The organism is Brevibacillus sp. FIR094 (assembly GCF_050477165.1).
Lineage (GTDB): Bacteria > Bacillota > Bacilli > Brevibacillales > Brevibacillaceae > Brevibacillus.
The window spans coordinates 43,328-68,015 of the sequence record NZ_JBEAES010000019.1; the positions used below are offsets into that span (position 1 = coordinate 43,328).

Below are 24,688 nucleotides of genomic sequence, written 5' to 3' on the forward strand. Positions count from 1 at the left end.
ATTAGTCCTCCTCCAACGCTAGCATAATCAACGTATCAAGAAGCTCTTTATAGGAAATTCCCGCTGCACTCAGCATGCTTGGATATCTGCTTTTCGAGGTAAAGCCGGGGATCGTATTCACTTCGTTAAACACAATGTCTCCGTCTGGCGTAACAAACATATCTACGCGAGCAAAACCACGACAACCTAAAACTTGATAGAGGTGGGTGGCTGTTTGCTTGACTTTTGCAGCGAGTTCTTCGTCGATTCTTGCAGGGACGTGGATGTGGGCAGTCTCCAATGAATACTTTTCCGTAAAATTGAAAAAGCCTTGGAGCAACTCGATTTCATCCACTTCTCCCACAAGGACTTCACGATTTCCTAGTACCGCACAGCCTACCTCAAATCCCACGATGTTTTCCTCGATGACTACTTTGTCATCATGCAAAAGGGCATTTTCTATACCGAAAAACAATTCTTGCGTGTTGTATGCTTTTGTAATCCCAATCGAGGACCCTGCCTTTGCAGGTTTGACATACAAAGGGAATCCCAGTTCTTCGGTGGCAGATTGAACCGTTGCAAGAGCAGTATTTTGATAAACGGTAACGGATCTTGGCGTTTTTACACCGGAGCTTGCTGCCAGCGTGTGAGCGATATCCTTGTCCATACAAATCGCAGAGGATAGAGTCTGACAACCGACAAACGGAATTCCGGCGAGCTCCAACAGCCCTTGCACCGTTCCATCCTCTCCGTTTTTGCCATGCAAAATTGGGAACACCACATCAACCTTCGTGATCGTCATGGCACCGTTCTCCTGTGTAACAATTCCCCGCATCTGTCTGCAAGGAGAGAGAAAGGCAGGCACACACTTCTCACTTTGATGCCAACTGTCATTCCGAATGCTTTCGATGTTGCCGGTATATCGCAGCCATTGCCCATCCCTCGTAATTCCTAGCAAAATCACCTCATACTTTTCCAGACTCAAACTCTCCAGCACCGAACTCGTAGATTTAAGAGATACTTCATACTCCGAGGAACATCCCCCAAACAATATCGCCACAGTCAATTTCTTCATAAGTTTCTCTCCTTCTTTTCTTTGTTCACGTAGCTTGTTACAATCACGCCACCCATGTTGTCACCCGAAATCTCATAGTTGCGATCAATCGGTACTTTGAGCGTCATCTCTTGATCGACAGGGTAGTAGTTAATTTCATAGATCTTCCCATCGTTTGTCACGGAGATCCTTCTTTCGTCTTTTAGGTAATCCAAGTATTCCTCGAGCGAAAAGTTATTCTGCTTCATGATCGCGCTATGCGGCAAGCCGACATATCGGAAATGCCAAGGCTCGAATTCCGTTCCTGTAATGGCTACCTTGTCCTTTGGGTAGCGCAAAATAAAACCGTATTTCCATGAATAATCTTCCAACCACTTGCCTTCAGGGGCGCGCTCCATTTTCATTTGCGTCGATCCAATATCAAGCGCGGAACCTACATTATGTTCGCTGTAACCGCTCGGCATCGCATACGCTGGCCCCATTTCTGCATATAACTGATCTTGTTCTTCCTTACCTCGATAACCGCTGTTCAGGATAAAGTGGCTCACGTTATCTTGCTGCGCAGCTTTGATCATCTCCAAAAATTCTTTGGCTACACTCTCTGACACTTCGATTCTTTGATCTTGCAAACGATAGCCTTGTAACAGTTCTTCATTCTCAGACAATCGAACCACATCGTTTTTTACCCCTGCCTCATGAACCGGATACTCTTTATTGACCAAGAGAAGGTCTCCTTGATAAATTTGATCTTTTGTTATTTGTATCGATTGGTGCTCCACCTCGGTAGCCTCTCCCAACGTTTCAGTGTGTCCCCCAACATTAGGTGGTCCATCTGCTATTTTTTGAATCACGATATATCCAAACAGCAAAAGCATCACAAGCCAAAAAACCCTCTTTTTCATTTACAGTTCCTCCTTCACTTACACATGTAGGATAGGGAAAACTGTTAAAATAAAAAGTAGGGTAAAAATAAAATTATTTTAAAGTTGTCCATTCATCTTTATGAAGTTGCTAGCTGGATAGAGAGGGGGTCAGCAGCATAGCATGAACAAAACAGACCGTTTGTTGGCAATCGTTCTGGAGCTTCAGCGAAAAGGTACGTTGCGTGCAGAAGATTTGTCCGCGACCTTCGAGACGAGCGTCCGGACGATTTATCGTGATATGCAGGCATTGAGCGAAGCAGGCGTCCCCATCGTTGGGGCACCGGGGCAGGGCTATTCGTTAATGGAAGGGTATTTTCTGCCGCCCGTCAGCTTTTCGGTAGAAGAAGCCGTTGCACTCTTGATCGGAGCAGACATGGTTGAGCAAGTATTTGACCAAAACTTTGGAAATAGCGCAAGAGCTGTACAGCGCAAAGTTGAAGCGATCCTGTCAGCAGATGTAGGCGAACAAGCCAGCCGTATCCGTTCAACCTTTCGCCTCGTAAGCCCCAGAGCAAACAATCTGCGCGAGCAAGAAAAAGCGCATGCGCTACTCCTCCACGATGCGATCATCAATGAGCGGAAGGTGCGGTTCCGCTATCGGAGGGGTACACCTGGGCTCGAAGACGATCGTGAAACAGTGCGCGATGTTGCCCCATATGGTCTGGTGCTGGTTCGTGGTTCTTGGATACTTCTCGCTCATTGCGATCTGCGACAAGATATTCGTCGATTCCGCCTGTCACGTATGAGCGGCCTGATCGTATTGGAAGACCGCTTTATCCTCCCTGACCATTTCCATTTTGATGATTACACGCCTCTCGACGATCGGTCCCTGGAGGTGCAGATCGTTATCAGCGCAGCTATCGCTGATCGGGTCAAAGAATCGGGCAATTTTTTTATAGAAGAGATTGTGGAGCATCCAGACGGCTTTCTCGTCAGATTGCGTGTCAGACAAATCGAAGAAATATTGTCTTGGGTACTTGGGCTAGGGGCAGATGCGGTTGTTCTTACGCCTGAATCCTTGCGTAACCGAATGCGCGAAGAAGCCAAAAAATTATTCGAACGCTACTGACATACTGCTGTCAGTAGCGTTTTCGTATGATAAGAGCAAGAAAACCAAGAGGAGCTGATTTACTCATGAATACTAAAGAAATCGTGAACAAATTTGAAGACGTGACAAACCACTACCTGCATGAATTAGAAGGCTTCACCATGGAACAACTCTTGCAAAAACCAAGTGAAGAGGAATGGTCGATCGGTCAAATGTACCTTCACTTGATCCAATCTGCCCGGTATTTTCAACTGGGAAGTATCGAGAAGTGTAGACAAGGAGGTCCTGCTGTCACAGAAGCAGGTACCGAAAAATCCGAGATCGGGCAGACGATATTTGCGCAAGGCTCCTTGCCTCCCGTTCGCGTGAAAGTCCCTGCCTCCCCGGAGTACACACCTGGGCAACCAGAGAGCAAGGAGCAATTGATTGATGGACTCATCAGCGTGCTCACACAAATGAAAGAGCTGGAACCGATTCTGGACGAAATTCCTGCGCATCACACGGTGGCTCACCCAGCCTTCGGTCCGCTAACGGCAAAGGAATGGTTTGCCGTCGTAGAAATGCACTATCGCCATCACCTGCTCCAGCTCAACCGACTGAAGGGTTAGTTTTTTTCTCCAAACATCCCCGCAAGCTTCTGATAAGTCGGCGGAAACTCTGCCTGATAGCGCAAAAAGGACGGGATCGGGTAGCGGATTCCGCCTTTTTGCGTTCCCACTAATCCCTCCACCAGCTCGGCGGCATCGCGAAAATGAAAGCTGAAGGCCATCTCGTGATCCTGTGTCTGGGCAAACAATCTGTCGCCATAACACGGTACGATCACTTGCGGCTGTCCAGTCTGGATCGGCTTGATGGCGATGTCCGCACAGTCGGCCCGACTGGAAAAGGTGGAAGGAATCGATCCACCGCGCTTGTACAACATCCCCGCCACCAATCGCATGACTTGTGCTGCATTGCCGTAAATCACGACGACATCTGGCTCGATTTCTGCCCGCTCCAGCGGAAACGATACGTAGTAGCCGCTTTCTTCTGCTGAAAATTTCGGGACATCCAGCTCGCTTTTCGCCCCATTTTCCAATGAATCTGTATACATCCCACAGGCGAGATGACCCTCTGTATAAAACGCCGGCTGCTCTTCATAGCCAAAAGCCACCTGCGCGATCGGACAGGACAGATCGGCTCCATTCATCGCGATACTCCAGCCATAACGCCGTGAAAAACCGACAGCTTGGCAAATGGTAATCGGATAACCCAGATCACGAACAGGTCGCTTTGCCTTTGACGGCAGAGCGGCTTCTTCTTTTCGGATACTAACTCCTACAGGAAAGGTCTCCGTCCTCACATACATTTGAAGCGCTTGATTTAGCTCGATGGCGTTCATTCCATTTGCCCCCTCGTTTTTCACTTACACTGCCCATACTCCGAATTTTTCGTCTTTTTTGCCCAAAGTCCTGTTACTCCCTCCATTTTTTCTCAAAGCTTACAACATCGTAAGGTAATGGAAAGGTTAATCGATAGGGAGTCGAAACAATCCCTGTTAGGATAATAAAAGACTACACGGATTACTTGGGATGGCTGGAGGGTTCACAATGAAAAAGTTCGCATGGCTGGGCACGGCACTTCTCGTCTTTCTGTTAATGGGATGCTCCTCCGGCTCACCAGATACAGTGCAAGGGCTCGGAAAAGAAGAAGCGGCGCAAATCGCTGCAGCCGCTGTTAGACAATATTATCAGATGGATGTTGATACGGCTGATCGGGATATCACGCTGGAGGACCCAACCAATTCGGTATACAGAGGAGTCCCTGTTCACGCCGTACTGAAACGCGAACCTGTGAGTGGCGATGTCCATGGCTTTCACGCCATCATCGAACCGAGGTCAAAGCAAATCCTTTCCCTGTCGATTGACGTTATTGGAATAAACGGAGAAATGGCAACAAAAACGATGACAGAAGCAGATTTGGAAAAGACGGCATCAGATTTCATCCGCTCGAAAAACCTGCTTGCGACGAACGACTTCCAATTGGTTAAAGCTTCTGACGCTCATTCCAATGACGCCAAGCGTTACTTTTATTACACAGATGGCCTAAAAGATGTGGCAATCGGAGTGGACCTCAGCCTGCAACAGGTCGTTACGTTCACCTATGATTGACGCACCCTAACCCTTTACATTTACAGTGGGTTCTCCGTTGCGACCGCAATCGCTTTTGTAACGGAGAACCCATTGCTGTTAGCTTCCGCTGTATTTATCCTCAATGTCCTCTCTCATTTCCTGATAGGTCTCGGTGGTGAGACTCACCAAGTAATTGGTAAGCTCCTCCTTGGACTGTGTAGCCAACGCTTCTCTTTCTTGCCTTTTCCCAGTAAGGTACTCTCTCGCTTCATTTCCAATCTTGCCACTCGCAGACAAATGCTCGATCGCCATTCCGATGTTCAGACTCTCCCGCCAGTTTTTCTCGTACCAGTCCCGGTCGTAAGCATCCACCCATTTTTTGCGGTCGATCAGCACAGCGTCAGCTTCTGTCAAAGCATCCCGTTTCCACTGCTCCCACTTCTGGGCAATTTCTTTCGCACGTTCCAGCTCTTGCTTGAACTGCTCACGGTTCGTCACATTTGCATACAGACCTTCTGACGCGTGGGCAATTTCCTTCAATTGCTTCTGTCCATCTGCATTCACGTCAAAGCCAATGACGTTCAACAACGGCATAATTTTGGACTGAGACAATTCCTTGGCTACTGTCACCGGATTGCCATCGCATGTCTCGATGCCGTCACTGACCAGATAGATGACATTCGTATTTTTATCCGCTTCGAATCCCGCCAAATCCTCCTGAGCGAGACGCAAGGAGTGCGCAATGGATGTCCAGCCCGTCGGCTCAAACATGCCAAGTGCTTGCTCAAGAGCTTTCGCATCGTAGGCTTGCAATGGATAGACCATCTCACCGCTACCACAGGAGAGCTGTTTATGCTCATCTGCATTGCTACCCTTATGTCCATACACGCGTAGCGAGATTCTCGCCTCTTCAGGTAATGCTTCCGCGAATTCCTGGATCGCCTCCTTGGCGAGCTGCATTTTCGTTTTGTCCCCAATTTTCCCAGCCATGCTGCCGCTTGCATCCAGGATGATTTCTACGTTGAAATTTTCCCGAAACTGAAAGCGGGCATCCTCGATGTCCGGACTCCCATACGAAGCCATTCTCCAACGATCGACAACCATTTGGGGACTGAGATAATCCTCGGCAAACAGGGTGAGCAATTGATTCCAGTACAAATCCAAGTAAGCATCATTCATCCCGTCGACCAGGGTAGGCATTTTATCCAAAACCTGTATGATCTCAGCCCGATGCGGATAAGCTACGTGGAAAAATTGTGTGCCAGCAAGCGGTCCGGGCTGTGAAGCAATCAATTCCTGTGTCGTCTGCGGCCATTGATTTTGCCGGATCCCTGTACCCGCTCCTATTGCACCCAGTGAACAGCCAGAAAGCAGCAGCATGATCAAGATGCTGTTGATCAAGAGCGACATCCGCATTTTGGTGTTACGCATTCGGTCCTATCCTCCTTACCTTGTTGCCTTGTTGATCAGATCGCCGCGTTAACCATCATCATCCAAGAATCGGGATATTGATGTAAAACCAGTCGTTCACCTCATCAATAAAATCGATCCGTCTGCTTTCCCCAGTCTGGTAGATTTGCTCGGAATAGGCAGGAATGAAGTCAAACCCCATCGATTCCGATTCGTACTTTACAGAAGTTGTTACTTCAATCCGATTGTCACTGTTGAACAATTTGACGGACGAACCGCTGAGCGTTGCCTTGTTATCCGATAGCACTTTGGCAACCACCCCAGAAATTTGGCTGGCCGCGTTACGCAACCCTAGACTTACATATCCCTGCAACTCAATATTGCCTGGCAATGCGTTGCTCAATACCGAGTCAATCGCGCCATATTCAATTTCGCTATGAGACCAGTCGGGGTGCGACGCTCTCAGCGAGCTCTCAGCAGCTATTATTCTGGGTGTGAGATAATCTTGGTTATAATACCGATTGGGTGACGCATCGTATATTTTAATTGCATCATCCATCTCATCATAAATATCCTTCACCGCCGCAATACTCGCCTGCTGCGCACTGTTCGACGCCTGCTCCTTGTCTACAAAAATGGTCGAAAAGTTGAAAAGCGCAACAAACACCAACATGAACATAAACCAGTAAATCGTCAGGGTGAAGATCGTCATATTTCCACGTTCATTTTGCAAGTGACGAAGTATACGTACCATCTAGTTCATCACCCTGCTTTTCATTTCCCGATCAAATGAGATATATCGATCTTCCTTTTTGATATAGAGCCAGTCAGGAAGGAAGCCCAGCTCCATCTGGACTCCGACCTTGGCTGTAAAATATCCGTCGCCATCCCACCTGATATCGCCGTCATTGAAGGAAATATAGCCTCCTGCCGCGTTCACCACGTTTCTGGCAGCTTGTATGGCTTCACCCGAATTCCCCGTTATAGCGTACACCTTCGCTGCCTCATTTGCTGCCGACTGAGAGATGATGACGCCATAGACGCCCACAAGAAACTGCCAGCAAATCAGCATGATCAGAAAGACGAACGGCAGTATGGCGATAAACTCTACGGTGACCGAGCCCTTTTCATTGGAAACGATCTTCTTCAGGCACATTCTTCGCTCATCTCCTCTCGAACTTATTTGCAAGCTACCTTTCATCGATCAGCAATCCCCCTGCTACAGCCGCTTCCGCTCCTGCCGCCTCGTCTTTCCATTTATTCACGTACATCATGAACATGACCGCAAAAAACGGGAGAACAATCACATTGAGCAACAACTCAATAAACATAACCGCCCCAAAGGTCGCCGTAATAGACGTGACGAGGAACAAGCCCGCCAAACTGATTAGCCATTCCACCACGCTCACCATTAGCAGTAGGCCAAAGATTTGGAAGAAATGCTTTTTGCCCATTTCCATGGCAGATCGCCAGCAACGCCAAGCCGATTGTTTTTTCAGCACCACAAAAAACGGTGTCAAATAAAACAAGATCATAAGAATCAACCCCGGTATCATGAACAGCATCATTCCTGTAGAGACAAGAAAGCTAAACACGATCCCAAATACGAATACGGAAAAGCTGTGTTCAAAAAAAGTCCGAAATGCCCTTCGAATCGGACGCTCATCGCCGTCTAGATCACTTTGAACATACTGGGCAAAAGGGATCTGGAGAATCAGCAAAAACAGAAAAAGTAAAAACAGATTGAAAAAGCTTGCGACGAATTTGGCGCCCGTGATCGCGGCAATCAGATTCAGGTAATTCAGCGTAAAGTTGTGGATGATAAAAAATGGAACCACGAGCACAGCGGACAAGAGCAACAAAGATTCGATGTTCCGTGCATAAAAACGAATGCTTTCTTTTAAGGGATGCATATGGGTTTCTCTCACCTTTCCTGTTAAGGGTTTCGCAGTTTATCCATCAGCCCATTTTCCAAGATGGTCATATTAAGCTTCTCGTGGGCCTCTCGCAACTGTTCAACCGAATGGAAAGACTCATAGTTCCCTGTCGTATGCGTCTCAAAGCTTTTCACGGATTCATCGGCAATATTTCGCAGTGTTTTGTCTTTGTAGATAGAGAGCAAGTCTCTCAGCTTTTTTCGTTTCTGCTCCTGTACCCGATCCAGTTCTACTCGATCAGATTGAAAAAACTGGTAAAGCCGATCCACCGAGTCTTTGATCAGCACCTGCTTGCGAATGCGATCATACAAAATATAGTCGGATTCAAATAAAACATCCCGCAATGCCGCTTCTTCTCCCGCGATGACGTAGTTGCGCGTGAAAAATTGATTGAGCAGATCCATCCCTCGAGCATAAATGGCACGCAGCTGGTCCCGGCTTTCCATCATGGTTTGGCAAACGTTGATCAGCTTTTCTGTATCTTGCTGAATCACCGTGTCCATCTTGCCCTGATAGCTGGGCAAAAGCGCCCTCAGATACTCGTATTTTTGCTCGTACATCTCGATCGGCTTATCCTTATCAATGGCCAGATTGTTCTTAATCTTGCGCCCCGCATGTGCATGCACCAAAAATAATTTTACGACAGGCTCTGCTTCATGGCGGCGAACCACTTCACCATTCGATCGCAGCACCAAGTAACCGACAGCGTCTTTTTTTCCCCATCTCCAGTACGCTACTTGGTAGTAATATTCTCCGTCTACGTAGGCCGGGTAATTATACAGCTCTGTCCTCTCTAAAAAACGCTTATTCCGCTCGATCTGAGCCTGAACCTGTGGTGTATTCACGACTTTCATAAGCAAGGACCTCCGTTACGCAAATAAGGATTTTACCCAGCCAACAGCTTTTCCGACCCCATCCCGGATTCCACGGGTAATTGCTCCTCCGGCTAGCTTGTCAGCGTACTTCACGAGTTTGCTCAACCCCCACAAAACCGCACCGGTGACAACAATCACACCACCCACTGCCTGCCCACCTGGTATGACGGAAGCAATGACCCCTGCATCCATCAGCACACTGCCGAAATTACCGGCGCCATCCACAAATTTCTCATTTTGCGTGGCTTCATTCTGGCTCGGATCAAACGCCATGCCAAAGCTGCCGATCGTATCCATGATGTCAAATGGAAGGCTGATCGCTGCTACGCCCACATTTAAGCCTTTCACGATCCCCGGCATTCTGACGCCGGATGGATTGGCTGAATTCGTGAGCTGACCGCCTTGGAAAATATCTCGAAAACTGTTATTTGGCAATTGCGCCAATACAAATTGATAGTTGGCCCACGCGTTCATCCCGTCGAGTGAATCGACACCCAAGCCTGTTACTGTGTTTACATACGGCGTATTCTTGAAGGCAAGATCAAGGCCTTTTATCGCCAGATCTCCCAAGAACAAACCTTTTCCACGAAGTCCCGCTGCCATGTCTACTTCGCCATTCATAAGCAAGTCAGCGCTATATGCCAGCGTTCCGCCCATGACGTCCTTGAACGTCCATTTGACTGCACCGTATTCAAGCGTCTCCGTCATCGGCTTCGAGCTATCTGGATCGACGCCAGGTTGCTGAGAATCAGGAATCTGTACATTCGGTGCAGGTGCGGTTGCATTTGGCGCTTGCGGGTTCGAGTGATTGACGCTTGGCCCCTGCAAATCAGGTGCCTGCGGATTTATCCGATCCCAATTTGGTGCTTGCGGATTCGTTCGATCCCAGTTCGGCGCCTGCGGGTTCAGCTTTTCCCAATCAGGTGCCTGTGGGTTTATTTGTTCCCATTGCGGCGCTTGTGGGTTTAGCTGCTCCCATTGTGGCGACTCCAGATTCGGCTGATCCCACTTCGGGGCCTCGTATTGCAGCCCTTGATACTGAATGGAAGCTGCCAGGCCCACTAGTGGAAACAGATTCATCATCAGAATCAGAAAAGCGAAAGTAGCCGCTGCCATTGGGCCTCTTAACCATTTCCTCACTTTACAAACCTCCTTTTGGAGATTTCGTCTCTAATTCGTTTTCGTATGTTGAGCAAACTTCTGGTTGATCGCATTCACGGCTTCCTTATAGGACTTCTCGTTCAAGGTATCCAGGAATTGCTCCAGTTCTTCTGCCTTTTTCTGCGCGATTTCCAACTGCTCATCGTTCAATTTCCGCAGATGATCGGCGAATTCATCTGAAATCATGTTGTTTGCATCCATGGTCATGATCACAGATGTAAGATCATGATTTTCTCGTTTCGCGATACGGCTCCATTTCAAAGCAAAATGACTAATATCGATCGATCGAGAACTACGAGTGGATACGGCTTGGTAGGATGCATTGGCTTTCCACTCTTTCCACTTGTTCGCGATTTCTTTCCCACGATTGAATTCTTCTTGAAGCTCCTTCTGATCTTGAATCAGAACATAGCGGCCTCCCGCTGCCTTTGCGACTTCTTTCAACTGCTGTTGTCCCGGACCGTCTACACCGAATCCAATCACGTTAATAATCGGCGTAATCTCGGATTGGGCCAACTGCTTGGCAGCTTCGACAGGGTCTCCATCGCATGTTTCGATTCCGTCACTAACGAGGAAGATCATGTTGGTGTTCTTATCTCCAGGCAATTTGCTTAAATCCTTTTTCGCTTCCTGCAAAGAGTAGCCAATCGGAGTGTATCCGGTAGGTTGGAACTGATTCAAAGATTGCTGCAATTTTTCTTTGTTGTAAGGCTGCATTCCGTACACCAGTTCACTGCTGCTGCAAGATAGTGCTTTATCCGACTCTTTCCCGCTGCCCTTGTGCCCGTACACACGCAGAGCGACATTCGCCTGTTTCGGCAAAGATTCAGCAAAGGCTTGAATCGCTTCTTTGGCAGCATCCATCCTCGTCTTGCCGTTCGATTTTGCCGCCATGCTGCCACTCGCATCCAAAATAATTTCAACATTGTAACTTTCCTTAAACTTGAAGCGCGGATCATCGATGTCCGGATTCCCGAATGAGGCCATTTTCAGTTCGTCTATGATCTGTTGCGGGTCGGGGTAGCTCTGGGCAAACAACCCCAACAAGGCAAGGTAGAATTTGTTCATCATTTCTTCGTCCGGGTTTTCAACAGTAGGAAACTTTTTTAGTTCAGGCAATACTTCTTCCCTGTTGTTGTCATACGAAACCCCGGAAAAACGTCCTGGCGTCGAATTGACGAAGTCCTCTGTCGTTTCCCGCTTTAGCGGCATTCCTTCCTGTGCCATTGCCTCCAGCGCTTTTACTTTTTCTTCTCGCGTCAGTTGGGCATTTGTTTCCCCTGTTTGGTCTGGCGGCTGGCTTTCCGTAGGTGGTGTTTCCGTGCCTGGTGGAACAGAAGGATTTTGCCCCTCTGTGTTCTGGGGAGCCTCCGGTTGATTGTCCGCCTCTTGCGAACACGCCGTTAACAGGCTCAACAGGAGGATCACTGCAATTATTCCCTTCATGAGTCTCATCAAAGTGCTACCTCCTGCTTGATTTCGACTTACTATGTATGAAGCGCGCCATATGTTTCAGGTGGTGAAGAAACATTCCTTCACCACCTTTTTTCCATATGCTCATCACCAAAAAAGCATTCAATTGTTGATTAATTTCCGTCTAATTTTTTGATGATATTGCTAAGCGTATCCCCAATCGATTCGCCCACAAGTGCCGGGTTACCATTAAAGTAAGTAATCACCGCTCCAAACACAGCGATCACCACACCCGCCAATGCGATCCACTCAATTGCTTGCGCTCCTTTTTCATTTCCCAGAGCTCCTTGACCTTTTGCATACCATTTCAGCATCATACTTTTCATAAAAAATCTACTCCCCTCATTATTTGGATGATGAATAAATAAAGAACTGTGCACTCCCATCTCGCTGACGAGCATCACCTCCTAAAAGTGAAGCCATGGATCATGGCATGATGTCGGAGAACAAACTGAAGTTCTCCAAAATATTCAATACCATCAAACCGCCAATCAGGATAATCGCTGTAGGAGTCACGACAAACGTGGTGATCAGGGTTACTTTTGGCGATGCCTTGGCCGCCTTTTCCTTGATCAGCTCTTTGCGGATTCTCCGCATGTTTTCCGCCTGTGCCTTGAACGTGACGGCAATCGGCACCCCCAGGCGCATCCCCTGAATGAGCGCTTTGATGAGCATTTGAAACTCTGGATTGTCGTTGCGTCGCAGCAATTGTTCATACGCCTTTTCCCTCTGTACCCCGAGATCCAGCTCTTGATTGAATCGGGAAAACTCTTCCCGAATCGGCCCATCAAAAAACTTGATGACTTCGCGCAAAGCCTGATCAAGGCTCACCCCCGCCTGAAGAGTCACGCTTACGGTGTCGAGAAATTCTGGCAGGTCATAGCGAAGCTGATGTTGACGATCACGCGCTTTTTTCTTCAACAAAAGAATGGGCAAAAAGTAGCCGATCAACGGCCAGGCGATCAAGCCTAGATGCGACAAGGGAAAGCGGAGAATGAAAAACAGCGTGCCGGCAATAATGCCGAGCAGAGCCATGAAAATTTTGACCCCTTGGAATTGGGCGACGGTCAAATCTAGCGGCCGTCCAGCTTTCAGCAACCAATCCTCGACCTCATGCGACTCACTGAAAAAGTTGATGCGCTGTCCCATGACAGCATAGTCATCTCCATACCGAAGCAGTCGTTTGACCAAACGCTCGGATGAGGTTTCCTGCTTGCGCACACCGTAGTTTTTGTGCCCGCTCATCTCTTGGACATGTGCGAGCAGCTTTTGCTTCTCGATGGAGTAGCGATACCACTCCTTCAGACAGATGGCAAACAGCAATAGAAACAAGAACACGCATGTAATTAGGAGAGCATCCATGTTTTCACACCTTTATGTTGGTCACTTTCTTTACGAGGATATAGGACAGGAGAGTTCCGATTACAAACAACCCCAGAAGAAAAAGACCAAATCCGGAAAACAACGGATCAATGAAGCCTTTGTTCATCATGTTCATCATCAGCACCAGGGCAATGGGCATGATCGGCACCAAGATCGAGACGTACCGCTGTTCCGCCGTCATCGTCTTGATTTCCTGATTCACGATGCGGCGATCCTCCAATGTCTCCGCCATTTCTTGCAGTACCTGGCTCAAATTCCCCCCTGCACGCCGTTGAATCAGCAGGGTAGCCGTAAAAATACGGAATTCTCGCGTCGGTATTCGTTTTTCCATATCAGAGAGCGCCCGGTCAAAGCTGACGCCTAGCTGCAGCTCACGCGCCATGCGGCTAAACTCATCACCCGCGGGATAATTCATTTCCTTGGCTACCAGTGAGATCCCCTGCGAAAGCGTAAGACCTGCGCGCAGCGAGTTTGCCAAAAGGCGGCACACTTCAGACAGCTGTTCATTCAATCGCTCCTGGTACTTGTTGCGTCGGACAAAGAACAGCACGTTCTGTATGAGATACATCACCACTGCACCGATAATAATGTTAAAAGGAAAAGAAATATTTACGACGTTGCTGAGCAAGAAGGCGAGCCCCATGGTACCTACGATCAAAATTCCGTAAAACTCTGAGGGGGCAAGCGGGAAGTTCGCTTTGATCAGCTTTTTTTGGATTTCTTTGGCATAGGGCGTCTGGTCAAATTTATCTCCCCAAACGATGACGACACTCTTTCGTTTCCCCTTCACCTCGAACCATTCTTCCGCTTTCTTTTTCCATTCGGTCTTCTTGGCCCGATAGCCGAGATACTCGTAGATGCCCCAGATGCCAAACAACACCGCGAGACTAAACAGAATAGGCATGGTCACGCTGCTTCCCTCCTTCCGCCCTGAATATGGATTCATCTAGATTGATTCCAAAAACTTGGAGCCTCTCCAAGCACCTTGGGATTAGCCCGGTTGCCGTAAAGTAGCCAAGGACTTCTCCTTTCGCGCCGATCCCCTTCCGCTGGAACCGAAAAATCTCGTTGACCTCCACCCGTTTGTCTTCTGTTTTCGCTACTTCCGAAATCGAAACGATTTTACGTGTTCCGTCTGACAGGCGCGTGACCTGGACGATGATATCCAGCGCACTGACGATATATTCACGGACAATCGTGGAGGGCAAATCCATCCCGGCCATGACGACCATCCCTTCCAAACGATTGAAGGCATCCTGTGGTGAGTTGGCGTGGACAGTGGTAAGCGATCCCTCATGTCCGGTATTCATGGCCTGTAGCATGTCGAATGCCTCTGCACCCCGCACCTCCCCGACGATGATGCGGTCTGGTCTCATCCGCAGGGAGTTTCGCACGAGCTGACGGATCGTGACTTCCCCTGTTCCCTCCATATTGGGCGGGCGTGCCTCCATCCCGATACAGTTGGGGTGAGTCAGCTTCAACTCGGCCGAATCCTCAATAGTTATGACACGTTCATAGTGCGGAATGGCTTTTGCTGTCGCATTCAGTAGCGTCGTCTTCCCACTACCGGTACCGCCGGAGATCAGCACGTTCATTTTGGCTTCCACCACGGCTTGAATAAACTGATTCATTGCTTCACTGAAAGAACCAAATTGCATCAGATCATCCATCAAGAAAGGCTCTTTGCGAAATTTACGGATCGAAACGAGTGTGCCATTGAGACTGATCGGAGGGATGACGGCATTCACGCGGCTTCCATCCTTCAGTCGGGCGTCGACCATCGGCGAGCTTTCATCGATTCGGCGACCAAGCGGTGCCACAATCCGGTCCACAATATGCCGCAAATGTTCCTCGTCGCGAAATTTTAAATCGGTTAATTCCAGCCTTCCTCGTTTCTCGATGTATACCAGGTTGTGTCCGTTAATCGAGATCTCCGTGATTTCCGGATCGGCGAGCAGTGGTTCAAGTGGGCCAAGCCCCACTGATTCATTAATCAGACGAGTCAGCAGGATGTCCTTTTCATTTCGCGGAATGACTACTTTTTCTTCCGACATGTATTGGGAGACGAGACGTTCGATTGCGAGACGCATCTCATCTGAACGAAGGCTGGTCAGTCTCTCCAGATTGGTCTCCCGCAAGAGTCGGGTCTTGTAGTGCTCAGCCAGCTCGTCGATGTACGGATTGAAGGAAGGAGCTGCTAATGTGGCAGCAAGTGTCGTCTGTTTTGCCTCATCCCCTGGCTCTGTCTGCTCTTGCTTTCGTCGGAATAAAGCCATCTAACTCCCACCTTTTTGAACTTGCTCTTTATGACAGTTTCTTGAGTACCCATTTTCGGATGTCTTTCGCAGCAGGAGAGAGCTTCTTCTCATTCGCTTCCTTTTGCAACGGTCGGCCTTGATTGACAGCCGCTTGCACGCCTTGATGATCTCTGCTGATTTCAGCGGTAATCGGTGCAGTGAATAATCCTTTCAAATCAGACACATTCAGTTCGTTATCCCTTCCTACCTGGTTGACGACCACTTCGAGTCTGCCTGCGGTATCAATGCGCAGACGTCGGAACAAGTCTTCCACGAGTCGGTAAATTTGAACGGACGGTGTGTCCAGATTCATCACGTAATAAATCATGTCCGACTCTGACAAAGCAGCAAAAGTAAGCTCGTTCATATGCGTTGGCAGGTCGATAATCACAAAGTCATAACTGCGGCGGCTAGCGCGGATCAACCTGGTGACAAATGCCTCGGACATATTCTCCGCTGTCTCGGCATCACGCGGGCTGACCAGCACCTCCAGCTTGGAATGGTCCTCCCGCTGGGCCACATTGCGAATATGAAATTCGTTGATTTCATCCATAACCGGCATGAGATCGCCCAATGTACGGTTGTTGTCAAATGACAAGAAGGTTTCGATTCCACCGTATTGGAGATTGAGATCGATGAGCAGCACACTGGCCGTGGATTCCAGCTTCAATGCTTGCGCAAAGCCGGTTGCCAGTTGTGTTCGTCCGCTTCCCCCTTTTCCACTGTAAAAGGAGTACACCTTTCCCCGGCCTCGCACGAAAGCTTTGCCGGATGCATCCGTGCCCTTTTTTCTCTGTTTGATCTGGGATAAATCTGATATTTTGTCGAGACGATCGGACAATAGGTTGAGCTCATCAGGCATCACGATGTACTCCACCGCACCCGCGCGGACGACATCTCGCAGCAGGACAAAATCCTGTTTTTCTGTGAGATAAATGAGGATGCCCTCCGGAAGCTCTCCTTGTATGTACTGCACCAGCTCTACTCCTGCTCCGTCTTCCGGCTGCACAAGCAAAACGACATCGGGCCCAATCCGGTCAATTTCTTTTTTTACTTCGCTGGAAGTCGTGTAGCGTACTTGCTCATACGGAGTCAAAATGTCCCTCAGCATGTCTTTTACAGAGTCGTAATCCGCAACGACGAGAAGCTTCATATCTTTGTTCATGACTTACCCTCCGGTTTTCGGTGGTTGATTAGTTGGCTGCGGTGGTACCGAAGTTGGTTTCGTTGGAGGCTGAACCGGAACTGTCGGCGGTGTCTGTACTGCCGGCTGCCCTGCTGCAGGCGGTGTCGCAGGCTTCGCTTCAGCAGGTTTGCCAGGCGGTTTTGTCTGTTCCGGCTTGGGCTCCACAAACGGATCGGGAATACCCAAGTCTCCCTTGCCCACATTCGCTTTCAAAATGCGAACCATCTGAGCATAATGCTGCTGGTGAATGAATTTCGGCGCATCCTCGAACGGCAGCTCGAGAGCTACCCCCTTGAAGTTGTTCTCCGATTTGGCCACCATGGCGACTGGCACGTCTTTCATGAACACTTCCGTCACGGGCTTCCCGTTCTCCTCATGCGAAATGATGACGTCCACCCGGTCTAGCGCCTCCAGCTCCTGATCGAAGACGACATTGCTTGATGAAAACACCGTCACAAGTCTGTTGTTCTGGTCCCGTACAACATTGGCTGGCTTCATGATGTTTTTCGTGATGATGTCTCCCTTTGACAAGGGAACGATCGTGACTTGATTTTTCAAGCTAGCTTTATCGATGACGTACGAATCATCCGCGTACTTTTTGGGAATTTCCCTTACTGTCAATTGGTCGGGTTGAATTAGTGCCCGAGATGGAATATCTGCATTTGCTTCGTATATTTCCACCATTTCGCCCAGTTGCGCATTCAAATCCTTGATTTTTTGCAGAAACAGAAAGCCCGCAAGTGCAGCAAGTAGGAACGATAATACAAGAAAAATGATTGCCCTACGTTTTGATTCCAACATCAGAAGATTCCCTCTCTTTTCGAAAAATCCATTCATGTTCATACTTTGTCGTTTTGTTGCCAATATTGCAAATTGATCAACTTACGAGAAAGGCACTAGGAATACATGATCATGATCAGCATGAGACTGGTCCCACCCGCAACAAATGGAGCCAACGGGATCTCTCGCCCGATCTTCATCCTGCCTGTCATTTTGGCGATAGCCCATATGGTAAGCACGCTGACTCCCGCAAGCAAATACGTAAGCATGAGTACGACCAACCCCACTTGCCATCCAACCGCTGCACCGACCAAAGCGAGCAGCTTAATATCTCCTCCGCCCATCTGGCCGTTGCTGATCATCGCCATAAGTAATGAAATTCCTCCCAGCACAATAACTCCCATCGCATAAGTCAGCCATTTCTCTGGATGAAGGTATGCATGCAAAATGAGAAAATATACAATTCCCGGAAGCGTCAGCCAGTCGTAAATGAGACGGCGGCGTAGGTCGGTATACATAGCGACTGCCATTACGAAAAGAATGGGAATGATGACATACCAAGATAACACCATATGTCCTCCTTCCTGCTTTTTGAGGAAAATTTCACCATTACAGACTGTGTATTAGGGAAATTTGTTGCAAAAATATCCAATGTTTTTGGATATTTTTTGTAAAAACGTTTTCATTGTCTTTCGAGACTGCATCCGTTGTCGTTTCATGAGGCAAATATATTTTTATGCTATTCTAGTAGAAAAATACGGCGATGAAGGGTGGGAATACCGAACCGTGCAGGAATATCTCGAACTGACTGAACTACGTGCAGAGATTGAACGTCACCCGACTAATCTGTTGTTTATAAAAACGGCAAACTGCGGTGTTTGCGATGTCACCTATGCAAGAACGGTAGAACTGCTGAAACAATATCCACAAGTGAAAAGTATGGTGGCATCCATGGAGAAAATGCCCAGCCTTTCTGGTGAGTATCTCGTATTTACTGCTCCAGCGATCCTCTTGTTTATGGACGGAAAAGAAGTATTTCGGCAAGCCCGCTTTGTATCATTTGACGAGCTGGAGCGTGTTCTGACCTCCATCACTTGCTAAAAAATTCACATTTCCTTCCACCGTAAATATTTGGATAACCTCTCTTTTGATGATAGAGTAGAGAGTATGGATAAATCAGATTCGTTAGACAATCTGTTGCATTTTTCGTTTTTTGAAGGAGAGACAGTGGATGAGAGCCTTATTGGTAGACGACGAGCAACTACCCTTGATGCATCTGCAAAGATTGCTAGAAAAAGATGTTGGCGGCGTTAAGGTAGTCGGAGCCTACACCAATCCTCTCGAAGCGATCGACCAAGCAGTATCGCTTCAACCAGATGTCGTATTTTTAGATATTAATATGCCCCGCATCAGTGGACTGGAGATCGGAGAACGTCTGCAAGGAATCGATAACTCCCCGGAGATCGTATTTGTCACAGGGTACGATAAGTACGCCGTTGATGCTTTTGAGCTGTGCGCGCTGGATTACATCATGAAGCCCGTACAACTTCAACGCTTGCAAAAGACAATGGACCGACTTCGTGAGAGAATCAAGTCCGCGCAAGAAGCCGAGCCTGTTAAAGAAGAATCAGTCGTTTCTATCCAATGCTTCAATAGTATTTTGTTTCACCAGTCGAATCAGGAACCGCAAGCGATCAAGTGGCGCACGAATAAAGCCCGCGAGCTGTTTGCGTATTTGTTGCATCACCGCAACAAGATGATCGACAAAGATTCGCTTATCGAGCTTTTGTGGCCGGACTATGATGGAAGCAAAGGCGTAACCCAGCTATATACGACGATTTACCTCATCCGGCAAACCTTGAAACGATATGGTCTCCAAACCATATCGATCAACAAAGGCAATTTAGAAGGCGGCTATAAGCTGACGATCGATTCAGCTGCGATCGATGTGGAAGAATGGGAGAATCGTCTCAAACAGTTACCGCCCCTCTCTCTTGCCACTATGCAAGAGTATGAGCAAGTGCTCGCGACGTATACGGGCGATTACTTCGGAGATTACGACTATTTGTGGGCAGAGTACGAGCGAGAAAGACTCCGCAGGATGTGGCTGCAGCTCGCCAAAACAATGAGCAGCTTCTATTTGGGCCATGGCAGAGTACAAGAAGCGATCAACGTCAATCAGCGCATTCAGCATTTGCACCCACTTGAAGAGGACAGCTACATGTTCCTGATGCAGTTGTACGCCTCCTTGGACGATCATGCGGCTGTAGAAGAGCAGTATCAACTCTTGACCTCTCGATGGGAGATTGAACTCGGCTCTGCTGTAAACGAACATATCACCAAGTGGTATCACATATGGAAACAGGAGACAGAACAAAAGTAATGAAACTCTCTCACTAGATCTAGGGGGCACTCATGAAGATCCGAAGTGGTCTATACAGCGTACTTCTCGCTGCTTTTTGCATTCTACCTTCCTCTGCCGCCGCCTCCAGTTATGGAACGGCGACTTATTCTCCAAAGCAATCCCAAGACGTACTACAAAACCCTTATATGGGACTGGCCCCCGATTCACGGACGAGTAATAATGAGCAAGAACACACCCTCGTCTATGCTAATCTAACCTGGAGGATGCTCGAGCCAACCAAAGGGGATTATGCTTTTGATGAGGTCGAAGATGCGATCCGGTTTGAAGAATGGACAGAAAAAGACGTCAAGTTCATCCTCCGCATCGTTATGGATCTTCCTGATAAAAAATCGGACATGGAGATACCGGATTGGCTATACAACGAGATCGGCGGGGACAATGACCATTTTGATGATGGCGAGTGGTATCGAAATGACTATGGCAAAGGCTACAGTCCCAACTACAGTAATCCATTGATTATCAAGTACCACAAGGAATTGATTGACGCTCTGGGAGAGCACTACAAGGACGATCCCCGCATTGCTTTCATACAGCTGGGAAGCGTCGGTCACTGGGGAGAATGGCACACAGATACGTCTATTCCTTTCCCTGCAACAGAAATCACGGATCAGTACGTACAACCGTATCTAGATAATTTCCCTGATTCCATGCTGCTGATGCGCAGACCACACCCAGTTGCCAAGGAGTACAAATTGGGGCTGTTTAACGACATGTTCGGCAACAAAGAAGATACAAACAGCTACCTGTCCTGGATACAGAAGGGCTACGTCTCCTGGCTGACCAAAGAAAAAATGCCTGCCATGCCCGACTTTTGGAAGTATGCGCCAAGCGGCGGAGAATTCTCTCCATCCGACTCCTTGCCAACCTACTTTACTCGCTCCTCGATTAACCAGGTAATCTCACAAGCCAAAGCTTCGCATATTAGCTGGCTTGGCCCGAATACACCCGCACGTTTCGAAAAAGACAGCGATCAACAAGAATATTTGGACCGCTTTTTAAACACGATTGGCTACCGCTTCTCCATCACCAAAGAGACACATGCCAAAGCAGTCGAGCCCAGAGACAGCCTCGCTGTGACGATGGATTGGCAAAACCGCGGTGTTGCTCCATTTTACTTCCCGTGGATTCTCGAGCTGTCACTCGCGGATGAGAACGGTGAGATCGTAACCAAGACCAATACGGACGAAGACATCCGCAAATGGCTTCCCGGCAAGAAAACCGTCAAGCAAAGCTTGGAAATTCCGGATAATCTTCCTGAAGGAACATACACCCTCTGTGTAGCGATCCTTGATCCCCATACAGGAGAGCCAGGCATTCAATTTGCCATGGAAGGCAAACGCTCGGACGGAAGATATACGTTGGGTACGGTCGAAGTACGAGACTGATCCATCAAAAAAATCCCTTCCTGACCACCTGTAAAGGAGTCAGAAAGGGATTTTTTCTTCTAATCATTTATGGTGCATAATCGCCATCGTAGCTTACCAATGATACGCTTTTCACACCTTCTACCTCTGAAATATCTTGAACAAATGCCGTATTATCTCCTTTGATTTTGACTTCCACGATCAATTCCACCATCTCTTTATGTACGGTCTTTGACTTCAAGGCGTATTTCAGTTTGTTCAACTGGTATTTAACCCCGTCATTGGCTTGATCGTGATAATTGATAATGAGCAGATAGGCAACATCTTTCATTTGCCGCTTGGATAATACGACAATGACAGCTGCCACCACCAGTGATCCCAGGACGGAAACTGGGTACACACCCGCTCCCGTCGCAATACCGACCGAGATCGACCAAAACATGAAAACAATATCCAACGGGTCTTTGATAGCAGTACGGAACCGCACGATGCTCAACGCGCCGACCATCCCGAGAGAGAGCACGATATTGGTGCTTATCGTCATGATAATCAGGCAAGTAAGCATCGCCATTGCCACCAGCGTGATGTTAAAGGTATGTGTATAGACGACACCGCGAAACGTTTTTTTGTAAATATAGTAGATGAACAAACCTATCAATCCCGACAACACAAGCCCTATGATGGTATCAATGATCGAGATGCTGGCGAATTGATCTATTTTTAAGACACTTTTTTTGATGATATCTTGAAAATTAATCGTATTGGTAGTATCCATAGTTTCTCGACTTCTCCTCACACTAAAGATTATAGTATTTTTTGGTCTCCTCTCTGCAAATGACATATTTGGAGATAGCCGATCGCTTACTACTTAGGTTTTGTAGCAAATGTCTAATATTGAACGGCAGGAATTGATCGTACTTCACTTCCATGATCATCATGGGCTGATGAATAGCTCTGACCATCATGATGTTTTCGTCAAAAATATCGAGTGAATTGACGTTTGCCTTCAAATACTTATCAAACGTAATTCTGACATTCCCTTCTCTCACCAAATACGCCTCTCGAACATAATCCGTAATGACGCGAGGCCGAAACAGATGATTTTTGCACGATAAATAAAAATCTCGTAGCACAGCACTTTCTGTCTCTCGCAGAAACTCAACATCGCCTGCCAAAATTAGTTCATATTCATCTCGTGTGATCGACGCTGATTCTTTGCAAATGTATCCGCCGAACTTGCTCTTTCGCTCCATTTTGATGACTGCATCACTTTTGTTGTAGATGCGAATGCGATACTTTTTTCTTTGAAAAACCCCGTAGTTTTTTTCATAGAGCGCCGTGTCGTGAAAGTCGTCAAAGTACAGGCTACGAATATGATACCCTTCCTCACTCACAGAATAAGGGTCAGGAGTCGCGATCAGACGCAATTTCTGTCGCAGCGGCTCGTAATTACTCAGCCGAAGATAATACTTCAACTCATGTCGCAATCGCTTGTTGCCGAGCTGAATGCCCGTGCTCTGTATTCCTTTCATTTCAATACGAACTCCTTCACCCCATGATAAAGAGCATCCTCGGACTCTACCCTGTCAAATGCCGTCTGTGTGTTCCCTTTGCTGTCCCGAACAATCACGCGCCAGAAAAAGCGGCCTTTACCCGGATCGTTTATGGTGTATTGAACCCCTGTCAGCCCCTTGGCCTGCGCGTGTATCTTCGTAAAAGCAGGATCGTAACTGACGGCAAAGTCGTAGGTCAGATCGTCACCTTGCAGGTCATAAGAATGGTCCCAGGCAAAAATGAGCTTATCTCCTTCTTTTCTTGGCTCCCCCATAAAAAAGGGCATCGGATTCTCTTGGCGTTCATAGTACCTCTTTTTGTTACGCTCCGGTTCACCAGATAGAAGTGCTTGCTCATTGTGAAAATAGGAGACATCCAACGGTAAATTATATAAATCGGGTTGTTGCAGCACATATTTACTCACAATCGGATAATAGCTCTTCAAGTATTTTTCCGTTTGCTCCTTCGTAATGATCTTGCTGATTTCCTCAACCTTTTCGTTAAGCGTTTTGATGTTTTCGGGATCTTTAAAGATGCGGCGATGCAAATTCGACACCCAGTAGTCGGAAATGCCAAACTGCCATTGTCCTAGCCCTTTTTCCGGGCTTCGCTTGAGCTCTTCTTCAAAAAATCCCCACGATGCGTCGTAGTCCCACGGTAGGAAATACCACTTGTTGGAGTTGCTAGGGCTGTACAAGTAAAAATTATGAACAGCCGTGTCGTGATTCCCCATCAACAGGTTGGATGCCAGCCATGTATAGTAATTCTCCCGATCAAAATGCTTGTCCAAAAAGTCTTGCGTATTGATCGCAGGATTGTGAAGATCGTCCAGCATCGAAATGAGCTTTTCATGGTTCTCGCTGCCTTTGATCTCCAAAATTTTATCAAAGGCTCTCTTATCGTAGGTAGGATCTGTTGCCAGCTTGAGTTGTTCCTCGTAACGGTGGAACTCGAAATCAATTGCCTTGTACAAATTTCCGTTTCGGTCCAATCCGTGCGCCTGCAAAAATGTTTTGTTCGGCTGTTCAATTTGAGTGAACAAACCATAATCAACAAAGTCTCGGTCCGGATTTTTTTTAGTCAAATCCTTTATTTTTACTTGAACGAACTGCGTCCGCAAACTGGTCATATTGGGCATTTGCTCGAAATAATCAAAGCTAAGCTTTTGTCGAACACGCGTCATGTCAGACTTGTGCTTGCTTAAGTTGATATTGCGCTGATCCCGCCAGTATCCGGTGCTATCGAACAAACGGATTTTGTACGATTTTTGTTCCGCTCTTCTGCTCGATTCCCCCCGCAGCTCAATCGTTCCGTTCGCTCTCGTCTCGCTAAAACCAAAGTACCCCTGGGTTGGCCCTTTCTCCGTCCCTTCCTGCATAATGACTTTGGCCTGGAGATCTTCTCCCTTTTCATTCCGTCCGCTAGGAGCTAGATTGAGTTCCGTAAAAGTGGTCGTCTTCAATTTCGAATTTTCTTCGTTGACTACCGTCACATATAAATGGACGATGCTCCCATCAACATCCTGATCGTATACGCTTCTATTCTCAATCAGATCCTCGTTCATCTGCTGAGTTGGCGCCACCTGACTCGTTGCTGGCGTGTTGTCTGACACTGGCTGTTCAGGCGCATCCTGTGTACAACCAGTCGATACAACGCCTAATGCTACGAGCAGGCTCAGTATGAATCGTTTTTTCTTCAACCTAAGTCCTCCCCAATCTATACGTAACC

Annotated in this window: 26 protein-coding genes; 6 read left to right on the top strand and 20 right to left on the bottom strand. The window is 47.7% G+C overall.

The genetic code is table 11. The annotated features are described in order from the left end of the window. Position 1: 1 nt before the first annotated feature. Together vanG and ACQ5DJ_RS17930 are read right to left on the bottom strand one after the other, a co-directional pair. Complete coding sequence (gene vanG / locus ACQ5DJ_RS17925; protein ID WP_429843662.1) at positions 2 to 1,054, bottom strand: D-alanine--D-serine ligase VanG; 1,053 nt, start codon at positions 1,052 to 1,054, stop codon at positions 2 to 4. Continuing rightward, positions 1,051 to 1,935, bottom strand: a complete 885-nt coding sequence (locus ACQ5DJ_RS17930) for a M15 family metallopeptidase (protein WP_429843663.1) — start codon at positions 1,933 to 1,935, stop codon at positions 1,051 to 1,053. The genes vanG and ACQ5DJ_RS17930 overlap by 4 nt, the downstream gene beginning before the upstream one ends. 142 nt (positions 1,936 to 2,077) lie before the next feature. Between ACQ5DJ_RS17930 and ACQ5DJ_RS17935 the strand changes: the two genes are divergently transcribed. Then, positions 2,078 to 3,025, top strand: coding sequence for a helix-turn-helix transcriptional regulator (locus ACQ5DJ_RS17935; protein WP_429843664.1), 948 nt, complete (start codon positions 2,078 to 2,080; stop codon positions 3,023 to 3,025). A 65-nt stretch (positions 3,026 to 3,090) separates the two neighbouring features. Next, a complete protein-coding gene (locus ACQ5DJ_RS17940; RefSeq protein ID WP_429843665.1) occupies positions 3,091 to 3,612 on the top strand; it encodes a DinB family protein in 522 nt (173 codons plus the stop codon). On the opposite strand, the gene ACQ5DJ_RS17945 is transcribed toward ACQ5DJ_RS17940, so the two are convergent. Continuing rightward, a complete protein-coding gene (locus ACQ5DJ_RS17945; protein ID WP_017249697.1) occupies positions 3,609 to 4,385 on the bottom strand; it encodes a DUF169 domain-containing protein in 777 nt (258 codons plus the stop codon). The two genes, ACQ5DJ_RS17940 and ACQ5DJ_RS17945, sit on opposite strands and share 4 nt — an antisense overlap. Before the next feature lie 208 nt (positions 4,386 to 4,593). On the opposite strand from ACQ5DJ_RS17945, the gene ACQ5DJ_RS17950 reads away from it, so the two are divergent. Further along, entirely contained in the window at positions 4,594 to 5,154 is a 561-nt protein-coding gene (locus tag ACQ5DJ_RS17950) for a hypothetical protein (protein ID WP_429843666.1), read from the top strand. Positions 5,155 to 5,232: 78 nt separating this feature from the next. On the opposite strand, the gene ACQ5DJ_RS17955 is transcribed toward ACQ5DJ_RS17950, so the two are convergent. The 14 genes from ACQ5DJ_RS17955 to ACQ5DJ_RS18020 form a co-directional block, all read right to left on the bottom strand. Then, positions 5,233 to 6,546, bottom strand: coding sequence for a VWA domain-containing protein (locus tag ACQ5DJ_RS17955; RefSeq protein ID WP_429843667.1), 1,314 nt, complete (start codon positions 6,544 to 6,546; stop codon positions 5,233 to 5,235). Positions 6,547 to 6,604: 58 nt separating this feature from the next. Next, the gene (locus ACQ5DJ_RS17960; RefSeq protein ID WP_429843668.1) at positions 6,605 to 7,279 is read right to left on the bottom strand and encodes a Tad domain-containing protein; all 675 of its coding nucleotides are present in this window, start codon (positions 7,277 to 7,279) and stop codon (positions 6,605 to 6,607) included. Continuing rightward, entirely contained in the window at positions 7,280 to 7,681 is a 402-nt protein-coding gene (locus tag ACQ5DJ_RS17965) for a TadE family protein (RefSeq protein ID WP_429843669.1), read from the bottom strand. It abuts the gene before it with no gap. A gap of 34 nt (positions 7,682 to 7,715) precedes the next feature. Next, complete coding sequence (locus tag ACQ5DJ_RS17970) at positions 7,716 to 8,438, bottom strand: hypothetical protein (protein WP_429843670.1); 723 nt, start codon at positions 8,436 to 8,438, stop codon at positions 7,716 to 7,718. Between the two features lie 23 nt (positions 8,439 to 8,461). After that, positions 8,462 to 9,316: a hypothetical protein gene (locus tag ACQ5DJ_RS17975; protein WP_429843671.1), complete on the bottom strand. Its 855-nt coding sequence runs from the start codon at positions 9,314 to 9,316 to the stop codon at positions 8,462 to 8,464. A gap of 15 nt (positions 9,317 to 9,331) precedes the next feature. After that, positions 9,332 to 10,477, bottom strand: a complete 1,146-nt coding sequence (locus ACQ5DJ_RS17980; RefSeq protein WP_429843672.1) for a hypothetical protein — start codon at positions 10,475 to 10,477, stop codon at positions 9,332 to 9,334. A gap of 30 nt (positions 10,478 to 10,507) precedes the next feature. Then, positions 10,508 to 11,953, bottom strand: a complete 1,446-nt coding sequence (locus ACQ5DJ_RS17985; RefSeq protein WP_429843673.1) for a vWA domain-containing protein — start codon at positions 11,951 to 11,953, stop codon at positions 10,508 to 10,510. Positions 11,954 to 12,084: 131 nt separating this feature from the next. Continuing rightward, positions 12,085 to 12,297: a hypothetical protein gene (locus ACQ5DJ_RS17990; RefSeq protein ID WP_007717266.1), complete on the bottom strand. Its 213-nt coding sequence runs from the start codon at positions 12,295 to 12,297 to the stop codon at positions 12,085 to 12,087. A gap of 100 nt (positions 12,298 to 12,397) precedes the next feature. After that, complete coding sequence (locus ACQ5DJ_RS17995) at positions 12,398 to 13,333, bottom strand: type II secretion system F family protein (protein ID WP_429843674.1); 936 nt, start codon at positions 13,331 to 13,333, stop codon at positions 12,398 to 12,400. A 4-nt stretch (positions 13,334 to 13,337) separates the two neighbouring features. Next, on the bottom strand, positions 13,338 to 14,264 hold the full coding sequence (locus ACQ5DJ_RS18000) for a type II secretion system F family protein (protein ID WP_017249685.1): 927 nt from the start codon (positions 14,262 to 14,264) through the stop codon (positions 13,338 to 13,340). Beyond that, positions 14,242 to 15,630: a CpaF family protein gene (locus ACQ5DJ_RS18005; protein ID WP_429843675.1), complete on the bottom strand. Its 1,389-nt coding sequence runs from the start codon at positions 15,628 to 15,630 to the stop codon at positions 14,242 to 14,244. The genes ACQ5DJ_RS18000 and ACQ5DJ_RS18005 overlap by 23 nt, the downstream gene beginning before the upstream one ends. A gap of 28 nt (positions 15,631 to 15,658) precedes the next feature. Beyond that, positions 15,659 to 16,816: an AAA family ATPase gene (locus ACQ5DJ_RS18010; RefSeq protein WP_429843676.1), complete on the bottom strand. Its 1,158-nt coding sequence runs from the start codon at positions 16,814 to 16,816 to the stop codon at positions 15,659 to 15,661. Between the two features lie 3 nt (positions 16,817 to 16,819). Further along, the gene (locus ACQ5DJ_RS18015) at positions 16,820 to 17,638 is read right to left on the bottom strand and encodes a flp pilus assembly protein CpaB (protein WP_429843677.1); all 819 of its coding nucleotides are present in this window, start codon (positions 17,636 to 17,638) and stop codon (positions 16,820 to 16,822) included. Positions 17,639 to 17,733: 95 nt separating this feature from the next. Continuing rightward, on the bottom strand, positions 17,734 to 18,189 hold the full coding sequence (locus ACQ5DJ_RS18020) for a prepilin peptidase (RefSeq protein WP_429843678.1): 456 nt from the start codon (positions 18,187 to 18,189) through the stop codon (positions 17,734 to 17,736). A 214-nt stretch (positions 18,190 to 18,403) separates the two neighbouring features. On the opposite strand from ACQ5DJ_RS18020, the gene ACQ5DJ_RS18025 reads away from it, so the two are divergent. From ACQ5DJ_RS18025 to ACQ5DJ_RS18035, 3 genes are all read left to right on the top strand, one after another. Continuing rightward, positions 18,404 to 18,718, top strand: a complete 315-nt coding sequence (locus ACQ5DJ_RS18025) for a thioredoxin family protein (protein WP_429843679.1) — start codon at positions 18,404 to 18,406, stop codon at positions 18,716 to 18,718. A 130-nt stretch (positions 18,719 to 18,848) separates the two neighbouring features. Continuing rightward, positions 18,849 to 20,000, top strand: a complete 1,152-nt coding sequence (locus tag ACQ5DJ_RS18030) for a response regulator (RefSeq protein WP_429843680.1) — start codon at positions 18,849 to 18,851, stop codon at positions 19,998 to 20,000. A gap of 32 nt (positions 20,001 to 20,032) precedes the next feature. Then, positions 20,033 to 21,427, top strand: coding sequence for a DUF4832 domain-containing protein (locus ACQ5DJ_RS18035; protein WP_429843681.1), 1,395 nt, complete (start codon positions 20,033 to 20,035; stop codon positions 21,425 to 21,427). 67 nt (positions 21,428 to 21,494) lie between these two features. Here ACQ5DJ_RS18035 and ACQ5DJ_RS18040 read toward each other — a convergent pair whose 3' ends face one another. From ACQ5DJ_RS18040 to ACQ5DJ_RS18050, 3 genes are read right to left on the bottom strand one after another with little or no spacing between them, the layout of a single operon-like run. Further along, positions 21,495 to 22,181, bottom strand: a complete 687-nt coding sequence (locus ACQ5DJ_RS18040) for a DUF4956 domain-containing protein (protein ID WP_429843682.1) — start codon at positions 22,179 to 22,181, stop codon at positions 21,495 to 21,497. A gap of 22 nt (positions 22,182 to 22,203) precedes the next feature. Then, positions 22,204 to 22,938, bottom strand: a complete 735-nt coding sequence (locus tag ACQ5DJ_RS18045) for a polyphosphate polymerase domain-containing protein (protein WP_429843683.1) — start codon at positions 22,936 to 22,938, stop codon at positions 22,204 to 22,206. Further along, the gene (locus ACQ5DJ_RS18050) at positions 22,935 to 24,659 is read right to left on the bottom strand and encodes a CotH kinase family protein (protein ID WP_429843684.1); all 1,725 of its coding nucleotides are present in this window, start codon (positions 24,657 to 24,659) and stop codon (positions 22,935 to 22,937) included. The genes ACQ5DJ_RS18045 and ACQ5DJ_RS18050 overlap by 4 nt, the downstream gene beginning before the upstream one ends. Positions 24,660 to 24,688: the final 29 nt, after the last annotated feature.

What these genes read in the sequence shown, in the direction of transcription:
- vanG (WP_429843662.1), bottom strand. Translation starts at nt 1,054, where the DNA reads ATGAAGAAATTGACTGTGGCGATATTGTTTGGGGGATGTTCCTCGGAG.
- ACQ5DJ_RS17930 (WP_429843663.1), bottom strand. Translation starts at nt 1,935, where the DNA reads ATGAAAAAGAGGGTTTTTTGGCTTGTGATGCTTTTGCTGTTTGGATAT.
- ACQ5DJ_RS17935 (WP_429843664.1), top strand. Translation starts at nt 2,078, where the DNA reads ATGAACAAAACAGACCGTTTGTTGGCAATCGTTCTGGAGCTTCAGCGA.
- ACQ5DJ_RS17940 (WP_429843665.1), top strand. Translation starts at nt 3,091, where the DNA reads ATGAATACTAAAGAAATCGTGAACAAATTTGAAGACGTGACAAACCAC.
- ACQ5DJ_RS17945 (WP_017249697.1), bottom strand. Translation starts at nt 4,385, where the DNA reads ATGAACGCCATCGAGCTAAATCAAGCGCTTCAAATGTATGTGAGGACG.
- ACQ5DJ_RS17950 (WP_429843666.1), top strand. Translation starts at nt 4,594, where the DNA reads ATGAAAAAGTTCGCATGGCTGGGCACGGCACTTCTCGTCTTTCTGTTA.
- ACQ5DJ_RS17955 (WP_429843667.1), bottom strand. Translation starts at nt 6,546, where the DNA reads ATGCGTAACACCAAAATGCGGATGTCGCTCTTGATCAACAGCATCTTG.
- ACQ5DJ_RS17960 (WP_429843668.1), bottom strand. Translation starts at nt 7,279, where the DNA reads ATGGTACGTATACTTCGTCACTTGCAAAATGAACGTGGAAATATGACG.
- ACQ5DJ_RS17965 (WP_429843669.1), bottom strand. Translation starts at nt 7,681, where the DNA reads ATGTGCCTGAAGAAGATCGTTTCCAATGAAAAGGGCTCGGTCACCGTA.
- ACQ5DJ_RS17970 (WP_429843670.1), bottom strand. Translation starts at nt 8,438, where the DNA reads ATGCATCCCTTAAAAGAAAGCATTCGTTTTTATGCACGGAACATCGAA.
- ACQ5DJ_RS17975 (WP_429843671.1), bottom strand. Translation starts at nt 9,316, where the DNA reads ATGAAAGTCGTGAATACACCACAGGTTCAGGCTCAGATCGAGCGGAAT.
- ACQ5DJ_RS17985 (WP_429843673.1), bottom strand. Translation starts at nt 11,953, where the DNA reads ATGAGACTCATGAAGGGAATAATTGCAGTGATCCTCCTGTTGAGCCTG.
- ACQ5DJ_RS17990 (WP_007717266.1), bottom strand. Translation starts at nt 12,297, where the DNA reads ATGAAAAGTATGATGCTGAAATGGTATGCAAAAGGTCAAGGAGCTCTG.
- ACQ5DJ_RS17995 (WP_429843674.1), bottom strand. Translation starts at nt 13,333, where the DNA reads ATGGATGCTCTCCTAATTACATGCGTGTTCTTGTTTCTATTGCTGTTT.
- ACQ5DJ_RS18005 (WP_429843675.1), bottom strand. Translation starts at nt 15,630, where the DNA reads ATGGCTTTATTCCGACGAAAGCAAGAGCAGACAGAGCCAGGGGATGAG.
- ACQ5DJ_RS18010 (WP_429843676.1), bottom strand. Translation starts at nt 16,816, where the DNA reads ATGAACAAAGATATGAAGCTTCTCGTCGTTGCGGATTACGACTCTGTA.
- ACQ5DJ_RS18015 (WP_429843677.1), bottom strand. Translation starts at nt 17,638, where the DNA reads ATGTTGGAATCAAAACGTAGGGCAATCATTTTTCTTGTATTATCGTTC.
- ACQ5DJ_RS18020 (WP_429843678.1), bottom strand. Translation starts at nt 18,189, where the DNA reads ATGGTGTTATCTTGGTATGTCATCATTCCCATTCTTTTCGTAATGGCA.
- ACQ5DJ_RS18030 (WP_429843680.1), top strand. Translation starts at nt 18,849, where the DNA reads ATGAGAGCCTTATTGGTAGACGACGAGCAACTACCCTTGATGCATCTG.
- ACQ5DJ_RS18035 (WP_429843681.1), top strand. Translation starts at nt 20,033, where the DNA reads ATGAAGATCCGAAGTGGTCTATACAGCGTACTTCTCGCTGCTTTTTGC.
- ACQ5DJ_RS18040 (WP_429843682.1), bottom strand. Translation starts at nt 22,181, where the DNA reads ATGGATACTACCAATACGATTAATTTTCAAGATATCATCAAAAAAAGT.
- ACQ5DJ_RS18045 (WP_429843683.1), bottom strand. Translation starts at nt 22,938, where the DNA reads ATGAAAGGAATACAGAGCACGGGCATTCAGCTCGGCAACAAGCGATTG.